Source organism: Gordonia sp. LUNF6 (assembly GCF_047041125.1).
Taxonomy (GTDB): domain Bacteria; phylum Actinomycetota; class Actinomycetes; order Mycobacteriales; family Mycobacteriaceae; genus Gordonia; species Gordonia sihwensis.
This window is the reverse complement of record NZ_CP178181.1, coordinates 2379299-2393161: the sequence shown is the minus strand read 5'-3', so window position 1 is coordinate 2393161 and position 13863 is coordinate 2379299. Positions and strand designations below refer to the sequence as shown.

At 69.5% G+C, this 13863-nt stretch carries 13 protein-coding genes; all 13 read left to right on the top strand.

Annotation, left to right across the window (positions count from 1 at the left end; all coding sequences use genetic code 11):
• Window positions 1–43: 43 nt before the first annotated feature.
• The gene (gene mraY / locus ACK8HH_RS11180) at window positions 44–1135 is read left to right on the top strand and encodes a phospho-N-acetylmuramoyl-pentapeptide-transferase (protein WP_006895326.1); all 1092 of its coding nucleotides are present in this window, start codon (window positions 44–46) and stop codon (window positions 1133–1135) included.
• 1 nt (window position 1136) lies between these two features.
• Window positions 1137–2633, top strand: a complete 1497-nt coding sequence (murD, locus tag ACK8HH_RS11175; RefSeq protein WP_045540523.1) for a UDP-N-acetylmuramoyl-L-alanine--D-glutamate ligase — start codon at window positions 1137–1139, stop codon at window positions 2631–2633.
• Window positions 2630–4426, top strand: a complete 1797-nt coding sequence (gene ftsW / locus ACK8HH_RS11170; RefSeq protein WP_412475178.1) for a putative lipid II flippase FtsW — start codon at window positions 2630–2632, stop codon at window positions 4424–4426. The genes murD and ftsW overlap by 4 nt, the downstream gene beginning before the upstream one ends.
• Window positions 4405–5595: an undecaprenyldiphospho-muramoylpentapeptide beta-N-acetylglucosaminyltransferase gene (murG, locus tag ACK8HH_RS11165; RefSeq protein WP_051999607.1), complete on the top strand. Its 1191-nt coding sequence runs from the start codon at window positions 4405–4407 to the stop codon at window positions 5593–5595. Before ftsW ends, murG begins: the two co-directional genes overlap by 22 nt.
• Window positions 5592–7070 carry a UDP-N-acetylmuramate--L-alanine ligase gene (gene murC / locus ACK8HH_RS11160; RefSeq protein WP_222111692.1) on the top strand — a complete coding sequence of 493 codons (1479 nt, stop codon included), beginning with the start codon at window positions 5592–5594 and terminating at the stop codon, window positions 7068–7070. Before murG ends, murC begins: the two co-directional genes overlap by 4 nt.
• Window positions 7067–7816 carry a cell division protein FtsQ/DivIB gene (locus ACK8HH_RS11155; RefSeq protein ID WP_052692379.1) on the top strand — a complete coding sequence of 250 codons (750 nt, stop codon included), beginning with the start codon at window positions 7067–7069 and terminating at the stop codon, window positions 7814–7816. Before murC ends, ACK8HH_RS11155 begins: the two co-directional genes overlap by 4 nt.
• 176 nt (window positions 7817–7992) lie before the next feature.
• Complete coding sequence (gene ftsZ / locus ACK8HH_RS11150) at window positions 7993–9156, top strand: cell division protein FtsZ (RefSeq protein WP_006895332.1); 1164 nt, start codon at window positions 7993–7995, stop codon at window positions 9154–9156.
• Window positions 9156–9893 (top strand): peptidoglycan editing factor PgeF, encoded by a 738-nt coding sequence (gene pgeF / locus ACK8HH_RS11145; RefSeq protein WP_062366721.1) that lies wholly within the window; start codon window positions 9156–9158, stop codon window positions 9891–9893. Before ftsZ ends, pgeF begins: the two co-directional genes overlap by 1 nt.
• Window positions 9890–10630, top strand: coding sequence for a YggS family pyridoxal phosphate-dependent enzyme (locus tag ACK8HH_RS11140; RefSeq protein WP_006895334.1), 741 nt, complete (start codon window positions 9890–9892; stop codon window positions 10628–10630). Before pgeF ends, ACK8HH_RS11140 begins: the two co-directional genes overlap by 4 nt.
• A gap of 84 nt (window positions 10631–10714) precedes the next feature.
• Window positions 10715–11497, top strand: coding sequence for a cell division protein SepF (locus ACK8HH_RS11135; RefSeq protein WP_062366725.1), 783 nt, complete (start codon window positions 10715–10717; stop codon window positions 11495–11497).
• A gap of 87 nt (window positions 11498–11584) precedes the next feature.
• On the top strand, window positions 11585–11884 hold the full coding sequence (locus tag ACK8HH_RS11130) for a YggT family protein (RefSeq protein ID WP_006895336.1): 300 nt from the start codon (window positions 11585–11587) through the stop codon (window positions 11882–11884).
• A 327-nt stretch (window positions 11885–12211) separates the two neighbouring features.
• Window positions 12212–12994, top strand: a complete 783-nt coding sequence (locus tag ACK8HH_RS11125) for a DivIVA domain-containing protein (protein ID WP_006895337.1) — start codon at window positions 12212–12214, stop codon at window positions 12992–12994.
• A gap of 56 nt (window positions 12995–13050) precedes the next feature.
• The gene (locus ACK8HH_RS11120) at window positions 13051–13833 is read left to right on the top strand and encodes a hypothetical protein (RefSeq protein ID WP_346076101.1); all 783 of its coding nucleotides are present in this window, start codon (window positions 13051–13053) and stop codon (window positions 13831–13833) included.
• Window positions 13834–13863: the final 30 nt, after the last annotated feature.

The window sequence follows — 13863 nt, the reverse complement described above, 5'->3', positions numbered from 1 at the left end:
GCTAGATTCTTAGTTCACAGATTCCGACAAGTAAGGACATGCAGTGACCCAGATACTGATCGCGGGCGCGATCTCGCTGGCAGTGTCGATTCTGCTGACGCCCGTCCTGATCAAGGTCTTCTCCCGGCAGGGCTTCGGCCAGGAGATCCGGGTCGAGGGGCCGCAGAGCCACCAGTCCAAGCGGGGGACGCCGTCGATGGGCGGTGTCGCGATCGTCGCGGCGCTGTGGCTGGGCTACCTGGGCGCGCATCTGTTCGGGCTGCTCGACGACGGTGGCGGCCCCACCGCCTCGGGTCTGCTGGTGCTCGGCCTGGCGACCGCGCTGGCCGCCGTCGGATTCCTGGACGACTTCATCAAGATCTACAAATCGCGCAACCTCGGTTTGAACAAGACCGCCAAGTCGGTCGGGCAGATGATCGCGGCGGTCATCTTCGGCGTCCTGCTGCTGCAGTTCCCGAACGCCGAGGGCCAGACACCGGCCAGCGAGTACCTCTCGTACACGCGCGACATCAACGTGATCTCGCTGACCGCGGTGGGCTTCGTGCTGTTCTGCTGGCTGGTGGTCGCGGCATGGTCGAACGCCGTGAACTTCACCGACGGTCTCGACGGTCTGGCCGCGGGTTCGGCGGCGATGGTGATGGGTGCATACGTTCTGATCACGTTCTGGCAGTACCGCAATCCCTGCGCGCCGCTCCCGGCCAACGCCGAGAACGCCAGCGCCTGCTACGACGTGCGCGATCCGCTCGACCTCGCGATCGTCGCGGTGGCGGCGGGCGGCGCCTGCCTCGGCTTCCTCTGGTGGAACGCCGCGCCGGCGAAGATCTTCATGGGCGACACCGGTTCGCTCGCGCTCGGCGGTCTGGTGGCGGGTCTGTCGCTGACGACGCGCACCGAACTGCTCATGGTCGTCATCGGCGCGCTGTTCGTCGCCGAGATGGTCTCGGTGGTGGTGCAGATCGCCTTCTTCCGCACCACCGGCAAGCGGGTCTTCCGCATGGCGCCCTTCCATCACCATTTCGAGCTCGGCGGCTGGGCCGAGACCACGGTGATCATCCGGTTCTGGCTGCTCACGGCCATCTCCTGTGCGCTGGGACTGACCCTGTTCTACGGCGAGTTCATCTCGCATGCGGGCTGACATGGGGCTTTCGCTGGAACAGGCCCGCGTTCTGGTGGCCGGCGGTCGTGCCACCGGAGTGGCCGTCGTCGACCTGCTGCTGGAACTCGGTGCGAAGCCCGAGGTGATGGATCAGACGTTCGCGGACCCGCAGGCGGGCGCCGATTTCGTACGCCGGGGCGTGCCGGTGCACACGCCGGAGGAGTTCGTCGCCGATGACGGCACCGCGGAGTTGCCCGAGGGCATCGAGCTGATCGTCGTCTCACCCGGCTTCCGCCCGGACACGCCGCTGCTGGTGGCGGCCGCGGCAGCGGGTACGCCGGTGTGGGGTGATGTGGAACTCGCGTGGCGCGCCGATCGCGCCGGGTTGTTCGGACCCGCGCGCACCTGGCTGGTGATCACCGGAACCAACGGCAAGACCACCACGACGGGAATGATCGAGTCGATCGTCACGGCCGCCGGACAGAGCGGTCTGGCCTGCGGGAACATCGGTCTCACGGTGGCCGATGCGCTCCGCGCCGAGCCGCGCGCCGACGTCCTGTGCGTCGAGATGTCGTCGTTCCAACTGCACTGGGCGCCGTCGGTCCGGCCGGACGCCGGCGTGGTGCTGAACGTGGCGGACGATCACCTCGACTGGCACGGCTCACGCGAGGCGTACGCCGAGGCCAAGGCCGGAGCGCTGACCGGCCGGGTGGCCGTGGTCGGTGAGGACGATGCGGGCGCGGCGGCGCTGCCGGTCGGGCCCGACTCCCGGCGGGTCGGATTCACCCTCGGCGTACCGCGACCGGGAATGCTGGGCATCGTCGACGGCACGCTGGTCGACTGCGCCTTCGGGGACGGCACCCTCGCGATGATCCCCGCCGCCGATGTGCGGCCGGCGGGACCGTCGGGACTGTCGGACGCCCTCGCCGCGGCTGCGCTCGCTCGCGCCGTGGGAATCGATCCCGAGGCGGTGGCGCGCGGACTGCGGGCCTACCGGCCGGCCGCGCATCGCGGTCAGGTGGTCGCGCGCATCGACGGCGTCGCCTTCGTGGACGACTCGAAGGCCACGAATCCGCACGCTGCCCACGCTGCGGTGGTCGCACACGAGCGTGTCGTGCTGATCGCGGGCGGATTGCTCAAGGGCGCACCCGTCGACGACCTGATCGCCGGAACAGTGTCGCGGTTGGCCGGAGTCGTCGCGATCGGCCGGGATCGGCAGATCATTCTCGACGCGATTGCGCGACACGCCCCAGAAGTCCCAGCCGTCACAGTATTCACAGGGGACGATGGCTCTGTGATGACTCAGCGGACTGGTGAACGGGCACGTGCCGTCTCCGCGACCGGATCGTCGGACGCGGTGATGAGCCAGGCGGTCGGTGCCGCCTGGGAGTTGGCGCAGGCGGACTCGCCAGGGGTGGACGCGGTGCTCCTCGCACCGGCGGCCGCCTCCCTGGACATGTTCGCCGGGTATCCGCAGCGCGGCGAGTCGTTCGCCGCCGCCGCGACCGCCCTCGCCGACTCCCGCGCGAACCGATGAGTTCCGGCGACGAGAACACCGGCGTCGCGGAGGACGTCGAGGATTCGGCGCCGCGCTCCGCCGCCGAGGGCGAGGACGCCGCCGAGGCGCCCGGCGACACCTCCGACCGTCCTGACGCCCCCGAAAGCGCTGATGGAGAGTCGGAGGCGAGAGTCGCAGACCGGTCGGCTCGGCGCCGGAATCGCCGGACCGCGTCCACTCGGAGCGCCCGGCGTGGCGGCACCGCGGACGCGGACCCGCTTCGCAGGCTTCGCCTGATGCGCGGATCGGATCTCAAAGCGGGTGCGGTGTTCCTCGCCGGGGGAGTCCGGAATCTGCTCGCGCGGCCCCTGACCTCGTTCCACCTGATCGTCTCGATCACCGTCATCCTCATCGCGCTCGGCCTGATGATGGTGCTCTCGGCGTCCGCTGTGGAGGGCTACGCGAAGGACGGCTCGGCCTACGGGATGTTCACCACGCAGGTGATGTTCGTGGCCCTGGGTCTGGTGCTGTTCTACATCGCGCTGCGGATGCCCGTGCGGACGCTGCAGAAGGCCTCCCTGCCCATTCTGCTGATCTCGATCGTCCTGCTGATCCTGGTGATGATCCCGGGCTTCGGCGTCGCCGGCGGCGGTGCGCGCCGCTGGCTCTCGTTCGGCGGGCTCACGCTGCAGCCGTCGGAACTGGCGAAGGCGGCGCTGTGCATGTGGGGAGCCGCGGTCCTCTCGACTCGCGATCCGCGCACGTCCACGGCCCGCGATCTGATCTTCCCGCTGATCCCGGTCGCCTTCGGCGTCGCCTTCCTGGTCATCATCGAGCCGAATCAGTCCACGACGATGATCCTGGGGATGATCGTCGCGACGCTGTTGTGGTTCGGCGGGCTGCCGGGGCGGTTCTTCGCCGCCTTCGGCGTGGTCTTCGCGGTGGCCGGCGTCGCGCTGGCCTTCGCCGAGTCTTACCGTGCCGCGCGCATCTTCAGCTTCCTCGGCCGTGACTCCGATCCGCTCGGCGCCGATTATCAGCCGAACCAGGCGAAGTTCGCGCTGGCCGACGGTGGACTGTTCGGCAAGGGGCTCGGCCAGAGCACCGCCAAATGGAACTATCTGCCCAATGCGCACAACGACTTCATCTTCGCGATCATCGGCGAGGAACTCGGACTGGTCGGCGGGATCATCGTCCTGGGGCTGTACCTGCTGCTCGGGTACGTCGGGATGCGGATCGCCCGCCGTTCGGTGGACCCATTCCTGCGTCTGATGTCGGCGACGATCACCGTGCTCTTCCTGGTGCAGGCCTTCATCAACATCGGATACGTCGTCGGCATCCTGCCGGTCACCGGCATCCAGTTGCCGATCCTGTCGTACGGCGGTACCTCGGCACTGACGATGCTGGCGATGCTCGGTTTGCTGGCGAACGCCGCACGGCACGAACCGCAGGCGGTCGCGGCGCTGGCCGGGCCGGCGCCGAAGGGGTTGTCGCGGTTGCTCCGTCTCCCGCGGCCCGAAACGTACCGGGCTGCGGGCTCGTCGCCGCGGCGCCGGCCGACCGCCGCGCCCATCCGGCGACCGGCACCCGTCCGCGGTTCGTCCGGGACCGGCCGTCGCGAGGCGCCCCGCACATGGGCGGGCCGCCCGCGGACGCCCGAGGCATCCGGGCCGCGAATGCGACGCCGGTCGGGCGAATCGAGCTCGGGGGAGATCCACTATCCTCCTAGGGGTGCGCGACCGTCCCGGTCGTGGCAGGAGTCCAGGTCGCCGGCTCCGCGCGATCGTGCGCGGCGGACCGGCAGAGGCGGATGGGAGAACGGTCGCCGGTGAGCAAGCGGAAGCGGTCGCACGAGGGGGGATCGGCACTTTCGGTGGTGGTCGCAGGCGGTGGAACCGCAGGCCACATCGAGCCCGCGCTCGCGGTGGCCGACGCCGTGCGGGAACTGGAGCCGGACGCGCGGATCACGGCCCTCGGGACGAGTCGCGGCCTGGAGACCACGATCGTGCCCGCGCGCGGATACGACCTGCGTCTGATCCCGCCGGTTCCCCTGCCTCGGAAGGTGGGTGTGGAACTGGCCAAGACTCCGTGGCGAGTGGCACATTCGGTGGCCGCCACGCGCAAGGTCTTCGCCGAGGTCGACGCCGATGTGGTGGTGGGCTTCGGCGGTTACGTCGCACTGCCCGCGTATCTCGCGGCGCGCAGTCGACTCCGCGGTGCCCGGCGGATCCCCGTGGTGCTCCACGAGGCGAACGCCAGCGCAGGTGTCGCGAACAAGGTGGGCGCCCGGCTCGCCGACCGCGTCCTCGCGGCAGTCCCCGACTGCGGGCTGGCCGGCGCCACGGTCGTCGGAATCCCGGTGCGCGGAGCGATCACCCGACTCGACCGTGCTTCGGCCCGTGCCGAGGCGCGCCGATTCTTCGGTCTGGACCCGGATGCGCCGACCCTGCTCGTCTTCGGCGGCTCGCAGGGGGCGCAGCGGCTCAACGAGGCGGTCGCGCCGGCCGCTACGGCGCTGGGCGCGGCCGGTATCGGTGTTCTCCACGCCTACGGCCCCAAGAACACGATCGACCCGGTCTCGCCGCCGGGCGCCCCGCCCTACGTCGGGGTCAGCTACCTCGACCGGATGGACCTCGCGTACGCGGCCGCCGACCTGGTGATGTGCCGGTCCGGAGCGATGACCGTCGCCGAGATCTCCGCCACCGGACTCCCGGCGGTGTACGTCCCGCTGCCGCACGGCAACGGCGAACAGCGACTCAACGCACTGCCCGCGGAACGGGCCGGGGGCGCCGTCATCGTCGACGACGCGGACGTGACGCCCGAGTGGGTCGAGCGAGAGATCCCCGCACTGCTGGGCGACACCGAACGCCTGCGCGCGATGAGTGCCGCCACCGCGGGGCTCGGCCACCGCGACGCCGCCGTCGAAGTGGCGACGGCGGCACTGGAACTGGCTGCCGCTCGACGCGGCGACCGTGCGACGACGCAGGACGGACCCCGATGAGCGACCCGGCGATCGAGAACACGCTTCCGGCGCAGCTGCAGCGGGTGCACATGGTCGGCATCGGCGGCGCGGGCATGTCGGGCCTGGCCCGGATCCTGCTCGCTCGCGGCGGTCAGGTGTCCGGTTCGGACGCCAAGGATTCGCGCGGGGTGCTGGCGCTGCGGACCCGCGGCGCGCAGGTCCGGATCGGCCACGCACCCGACGCCCTCGATCTGCTCGACGGCGGTCCGACCGTCGTCGTCACCACCCGGGCCGCCGTGCCCGACGACAATCCGGAACTCGTCGAGGCACGCCGCCGCGGTATCCCGGTGCTCTACCGGCCCGAGGTGCTCGCCCTGCTGATGCGCGGACACCGGACCGTGTTGATCTCGGGCACCCATGGCAAGACCTCCACCACGTCGATGTCGGTGGTGGCACTGCAGCACTGCGGTGTCGACCCGTCGTTCGCCGTCGGCGGTGAGTTGAACGAGTCGGGCACCAACGCGCATCACGGCAGCGGCGAGGTCTTCGTCGCCGAGGCCGACGAGAGCGACGGCTCCCTGCTTCAATACGTGCCGGACATCGTCGTGGTCACCAACATCGAGGCCGACCATCTGGACTTCTTCGGTACCGAGGCGGCCTACGTGCAGGTCTTCGACGAATTCGTCGCACTGATCCGCCCCGGCGGAACGCTGGTGGTCTGTCTCGACGATCCGGGAGCCGCGGCGCTGGCGCAGCGATGCGTTGCGAGCTGCGCCGAGCGCGGGGTCGCGGTCCTGGGATACGGCAGTGCCGCGCGGATCACGGTGGAGGGTGTGCCGGTGGTCGCCGAACTCGTCGAGCTCGCGGCGCACGGGACCGGGGGGCTGGCCACGGTCCGACTCTCCGAGCCGCTGGTCGACACTCCGCGCGTACGGGAACTGGCCGTCACTCTGCCCGGCAGGCATATGGCGCTCAATGCGCTGGGAGCCCTGATCGCATGCGCACGGACGGGGCAGGACGTCGACACCGTGGCGGAGGGCATCGAGAGCTTCGGCGGGGTGCACCGGCGGTTCGAATCGCGGGGCCGTGCCGCCGACGTCGACGTGTACGACGACTACGCGCACCATCCGACCGAGGTCCGCGCCGTGCTCACCGCCGCCCGGGACGTCGTCGGCGCGCGGTCGGGGCGTGTGCTGGCCGTGTTCCAGCCGCATCTGTATTCGCGGACGGCGGAGTTCGCCGCCGAGTTCGCCGCGGCGCTGAGCTTGGCCGACGAGGTGATCGTGGCCGACGTCTACGGTGCCCGTGAACAGCCGCAGCCCGGGGTCACCGGCAGGCTGATCTCCGATGCGGTGACCGCTCCCGCGGTGTTCGTCCCGGATCTGTCGGAGATCGCGAACGCCGTGGCTCACCGTGCCCGGCGCGGTGATCTGGTGCTCACCATCGGCGCCGGCGACATCACCATGCAGGCTCCGGCCATTCTGGAAGCGCTGGAGAGGGCCGCGGCCGAATGAGCCGGCGGCGTACGGCGGAACCGGACCGGGCGCGGCGCACGCGTCCGAGCGCCGCCTCGTCGCCGCGGCGGTGGCCGCTCATCGGCTCGGTGATCGCCCTCGTCGTCGTGGTCGGCGGGCTGGTGGCGATCGCCTATTTCACGCCGCTGATGTCGGTGCGGTCGGTGGAAGTGACCGGAGCGACCGCGATCGATGCGGGGGAGGTGCTGCGCACCGCGCAGGTACCTGAGGGCTCACCGCTGCTGCAGGTCGACACGGCGGAGATCGCGAATCGGGTGTCCGCGCTGCCGGAGATCGAGTCGGTGAACGTCAGCCGGAAGTACCCCTCGACCCTGACGATCGCGGTCACCGAACGGACGCCGGTGGTGACCGTCGAGCAGTCCGGACGGATCGGCGTGATGGATCGCCTGGGCATGGTCTATCTCACCTTCGGGTCGGCCAAGGATCTGCCCAAGGCCCTGCAGGGGCTGCCCGCACTGCAGATGACCGACCCGTCCGCGGCCAATCCGACGACGCGGGCGGCGCTGACCGTGGTGCAGGATCTCCCGGACTGGCTGGCCTCTCGGGTCGTGGCAGTCGCGGCCGACTCGCCGTCGGACATCACGCTCCGTCTCAAGAGCGGCAAGAAGGCCGTGTGGGGAGACGCGGGGCGGACGGCCGACAAAGCCGAAGCCCTGCGGAGTCTGCTGATCGTCGACGGACAGCAGTACAACGTCTCGAGTCCCGAGTACGCGTCGGTCAGCTGAGTCGGCGTGTCCGCGGACGGGGACTCGGGAGGAAATCCGACACTGATTTCGCGACACGCCGCGAGCCTCCTGGCACCACGGCGCCGCGATCAATACCGTCGTCCTCAACACCAGTACTTGACATAACTATAACCCTATGGTTGAGCTTTAGGGTTTGTTCGAAGTAGGAAGGCATCATGACGCCACCGCACAATTATCTGGCCGTCATCAAAGTCGTCGGCATCGGCGGCGGTGGCGTCAACGCTGTCAACCGCATGATCGAGCAGGGGCTCAAGGGCGTCGAGTTCATCGCCATCAACACCGACGCGCAGGCCCTGCTCATCTCTGATGCCGACGTGAAGCTGGACATCGGCCGCGAGTCGACCCGAGGCCTCGGCGCCGGCGCCAATCCGGATGTCGGCCGCATGGCCGCGGAGGACGCCAAGGACGAGATCGAGGAACTCCTCAAGGGCGCCGACATGGTCTTCGTGACCGCGGGTGAGGGCGGCGGCACCGGCACCGGCGGTGCGCCGGTGGTCGCATCGATCGCCCGCAAGCTCGGCGCGCTGACCGTCGGTGTCGTGACCCGCCCGTTCTCGTTCGAGGGCAAGCGACGTGGCAACCAGGCCGAGGCGGGCATCGCGGCGCTGCGCGAGTCGTGCGACACGCTCATCGTGATCCCCAACGACCGCCTGCTGCACCTGGGCGACGCGCAGGTGAGTCTGATGGACGCCTTCCGCAGTGCCGATGAGGTCCTCCTCAACGGCGTGCAGGGCATCACCGATCTCATCACCACGCCGGGCCTGATCAACGTCGACTTCGCGGATGTGAAGGGCGTGATGAGCGACGCGGGAAGTGCGCTGATGGGCATCGGGGCCTCGCGCGGCGAGGACCGGGCGCGCAAGGCGGCCGAGTCGGCGATCAACTCGCCGCTGCTCGAAGCGTCGATGGAGGGTGCACGCGGTGTGCTGATCTCGATCGCCGGCGGGAGCGACCTCGGTCTGTTCGAGATCAACGATGCGGCTTCGCAGGTGCAGGAAGCGGCACACGAGGACGCCAACATCATCTTCGGCACGGTCATCGACGACAACCTCGGCGACGAGGTTCGAGTGACGGTGATCGCCGCGGGCTTCGACGCCGGCGCACCGTCCAAGCGCCAGCAGGGCGCCCACGCCGCCACGGCGAGCAATGCCGGCGTCGCGCAGGCGCAGGCGGGGGAGACCGCCAAGCCCGATGCGAAGGACCCGCTGTTCGGCACCTCCCGGGAGCGCTCGGGCAACCCGTTCGGCGAGCCGACGCCCCGCCGCAACTCGGTGCGGCTCGACGACGATGACGTCGACGTCCCCGATTTCATGAAGTGATGGCGGCTGACGATTCCTTCGTCGTCCGGCGCGCGGTCACCACGCGCGCCGGCGGCGTCTCCGCGGCACCGTACGACTCTTTCAATCTCGGCGATCACGTGGGCGACGACCCCGCCGCGGTGGCGGCCAACCGGGAGCGGCTGGCCCGGGATCTCGGCGTGGAGCCCGCCCGGGTGGTGTGGATGGAACAACTGCACACGAGGAACGTGACCGTCGTCGACGGACCGGTCGCCGAACCGGTGCGCGCTACCGACGGACTGGTCACCGACCAGCGCGACCTGGTGCTCGCGGTGCTGACCGCGGACTGCGTTCCGGTGCTGCTGAGCGACGACGAGGCGGGGGTGATCGCCGCCGTGCACGCCGGTCGCGTCGGTGCCCGGATCGGTATCGTGCCGGAGGCATTGCGCGCGATGATCCGGCTGGGAGCGCGGCCGGAACGGATCGGGGCCTTCCTCGGCCCGGCCGCGAGCGGCGAACGGTATGAGGTGCCCGCGGCGATGCAGGCCGATGTGGAACGGCATCTGCCGGGCAGTTCGTGCCGAACCTCCACTGGGACGCCCGGGCTCGACCTGCGTGCGGGCATCCGGCGTCAACTGCTCGAGGCCGGTGTGTCGGCGGTGGCCGTCGACCCGCGCTGCACGATCAGCGACACGTCGCTGTTCAGCCATCGGCGCGGCGCGCCGACCGGCCGCCTGGCTTCAGTGATCTGGATGGACAGCGCCGGAGCGCGGCGGTGACCGACGAGCGGGATCCCCGCTCATCCGAGCTCGCCGACGGACTGGCCGCCACCGCGCGTCGCATCGCGGCCGCCGCGACCGCGGCCGGACGCGATCCGGCCGAGATCGGCCTGCTCGTCGTCACGAAGTACTTCCCGGCCGACGACGTGGTGCGGCTTCTGCGCCTGGGTGTGCGGGAGTTCGGCGAGTCCCGTGAGCCGGAGGCCGGGCGCAAGACGGCGGCGGTCCGTGCGCGGGTGGACGTCGATTTCGCCGTCGACATGATCGGACGGGTGCAGCGCAAGAAGGCAGGCGGTATCGCCCGCTGGGCGCGCCGCGTGCATTCGGTGGACTCCCTCCCACTGATCGAGGCCTTCGACGGCGCATCGGCGCGCGCTCTGGAGGCGGGTGACCGGGACCGGACGCTGGGCCTGTTGCTGCAGGTGAGCCTCGACGGCGATCCGGAGCGCGGCGGTCTGGCCCCGGCGGAACTGGCTCCGGCCGCCGAACGGGTGCTCGCCTCGCCGGACACGCTCAGCCTGGACGGACTGATGGCCATGGCCCCGCTCGGAGCGGACCCCGACGAGGCCATGGAGCGGCTGGCCCGGATCCGCGCGGACTTCCTGCGACGGTTCCCACACGCAGTCGAGCTGTCGGCGGGGATGTCCGGAGATCTCGAAGCGGCGATCGCGCACGGATCGACGTGTGTGCGTGTCGGAACCGCAATTATGGGGACGCGGCCGATAGTCTCGCTTTAGTCACACTGGTCACAACAGAACCACTAGCGATCAGGTGTAGCGCCCATCCACCCGCAATGACTTCACCGTTCAGGAAGGCTCGTAATGACGACGATGCAGAAGTTCAAGGCATATTTCGGCATGGTGCCCCCGAGCGAGTTCGAGGACGACTACCTGGCCGACCCCGAGGAGCAGCCGGCCATGTCGGCACGTGAGCGTGCGTACATGGAGAAGTACCGCAGCAACGGGACCCGCGAGGACGCCTTCTACGGCGACGAGCAGTTCCGCGAGCGGGACTACCGGGGCGAATCCCGCTACCGCGAGGCCGACTACCGGGAGCCGGAGTACCGCGAACCGTTCGGAGAGGCCGAGCCGCGCTACCGCGAACCGGCCTACCGCGAGGCGGAGTTCGCCCGTTCGGCCGACGACCGCGCTTTCGCGGTACGCGCCGAGTCGGATCGCCCGTTTGTGGGCGCCCGCCGCTCGCCCGACGTGGAGTCGGTCCGCAGGCTCGAGCCGCTGAATCGTTCGTCCAACGTCACGGTGCGCGGCGCCAACGCCGTCGCGCTCGACCCCCAGGTCGACAACGATCCGCTGTCGGAGAGTGCCATGAAGAAGATCTCGACGCTGCGGCCGGCCGACTACTCGGAGGCCCGCACGATCGGCGAACGGTTCCGCGACGGCAGCCCGGTCATCATGGATCTGGCGGATATGAGCAACGACGAGGCCAAGCGTCTGGTCGACTTCGCCGCCGGCCTCGTCTTCGCGCTTCGCGGTTCGTTCGACAAGGTCGCCACCAAGGTCTTCCTGCTCTCGCCCAACGGTGTGGACGTCAGCCCGGAGGAGCGTCGCCGCATCGCCGAGAGCGGCTTCTACAGTCAGTCCTGAGCCGCAGCTCGTCGTCGTCCGCCGCGCCGCCCCGGTCGTTTCCGGGGCGGCGCGGCGTTCTGCACGGTTATCAGGCACCCTTGAGGGGTGAGCACCTTCCTCTGGATCCTGTACTTCGTACTGTTCTGTTACGTTCTGCTGCTCCTCGGCCGCTTCGTCGTCGAGCTGGTGCAGTCCTTCGCGCGCCGGTGGCGTCCGTCCGGGCCCGGCGTGGTCGTCATCGAATTCGTCTTCACACTGACCGATCCGCCGGTGAAGTTGCTGCGGAGACTGATCCCGCCGCTGTCTCTGGGTCCGGTGCGGCTCGACCTCTCGCTGATGATCGTGCTGATCGTGTTGTCGATCCTGATGCGGGTGGTTCTGGGCTTCGCGATCCACACCACGTGACTTCCACGAATGTGATTAATCGAATAGTCGCTGGTGGTCGGTGTGCAACGCCAATTCTGCTGCCTCAGCGTGTCATTTACGAAGTCCACGGTGACCCGATGATTCGGCCTAGATTCGATTGCGAACGGGTCGCGGGCAGACAACACGCCTTGGTCCTGGTGTGACGAGATGACACGCTAGTTGCGTAGTGGTACTGGTATTAATAGAAACGCGATCAAGATTGGGGCAGTTCGTGTTCGCCTGTGCGGACCTACGTTCCGGCTGACCGTGCCAGAAGACGGCGTGTACGAAATCAACACGCGAAATGACCTAAGGGGAGAGGCAGAAATGCGGCTCACACCAGCTGATGTGCACAACGTCGCGTTCAGCAAACCGCCGATCGGCAAGCGCGGTTACAACGAGGACGAGGTCGATCAATTCCTCGACTTCGTGGAGGCTGAACTCGCACGGCTGATCGACGAGAACAACGACCTGAAGCAGCGCGTCGGCGAACTCGAGACCGAACTCGACGAGGCGCGTTCCGGTGCCCCGGATCGCACTCAGGCGTTCGCGGCCGTCGCGGAGCCTGCTCCCGCGCCCGCACCGGAGCCCGCCGCGGCGCCGGCTCCCGCCGCTGACGAAGAGGCCAGCATGCGTGCGGCACGTGTGCTGGCGCTGGCCCAGGACACCGCAGACCGAGTCACGGGCAGCGCCCGGAGCGAGGCCGAGAGCCTGATGGCCGACGCTCGCCAGCGCTCGGACGCGATGGTGGCCGAGGCGAAGTCGAACGCCGACGCCACGCTCGCCGACGCTCGCCAGCGCAGCGAGGCACTCCTCGCCGATGCACAGACCCGGGCTGAGACCCAGGTGCGCCAGGCGCAGGAACGCGCGGACTTCCTGCAGCGCGACGCGGAGCAGAAGCACACCGAGATCATGACGACCATCAACCAGCAGCGCACGGTGCTGGAAGGCCGCATCGAGCAGCTCAAGACGTTCGAGCGCGAGTACCGCACTCGACTCAAGACGTACTTGGAGTCGCAGCTCGAGGAACTCCAGCAGCGCGGCAGTGCCGCCCCGGTGGAGAACGGACAGGCGAGTTATGCCGCTGAGGGCGGATACTCGCAGAGCTGATCTGGGGCTGACACCGACGTGTACACGCACATCTTCCCCGAACCGACGAGGGTGACATGCTGAGCCTTGCGCTGGCCGCCACCCTCGTCGGTTTCGGCCTTCTGGTGGTCGCACTGGTGACCAGTAATCTCCCGCTCGCGATCGCCTGCGTGGCGGTCTGCGTCGTCGGCCTGATCCTTCTGGTCATCGACACACTGCGGGCCACCCGGCGCGGTGGCGCCGGCGCCGAGGACGAGCCCTTGTTCACGATCCGCGGGCGTGAATCCGCGGCGCGCGAGGAGCCCCTCGACGCCGAGGACGAGGGTCCGGCTCGTGAGCACGTGCCCGTCGACTCGGGCGATGTCGGCGGCGGCGAGTCGGCGGGTCTCGGTTCGATCGTCTCGGCCACACCCGAACCCGTCTCGGAAGTGCCCACCGATCCGGGCAACGGCGAACTGTCCGCTCTGTCGGGCGGATTCTCCGCTCCGCAGCCGGGTGCGGAGCGCGCTCCCGAGGGCGCCGGAGACGTCAACGACTACCTCCGCTCGACGGGGTCGTTCCCCGTGCAGTCGGCGAGCGGGCCGCGCACGGGACCGCAGCCGGTTCCGCAGGGGCCTGCGCAGACTCCGCAGCAGCCGGCGCCGTCGGCAGCAGCGGAGAGCGGCGCACCGGAGACGAGTGCACCGCAGGCGGACGCGCTGCCGGAGACATATGTCGGGCGGCGGCGTCTGGCCGGCGATCCGACGGACGACATCGTGGTGCGGTCGTCGGACCCCGAGTTGCCGGCCATGCAGTTCGTCTGGGACGACACCGAGGACGATGGCGGGCGGTCACCGAAGAGCGACCCTTCCGACGACTGAGCCACCGCCCGAGCAGACCTCCCGGCCCGG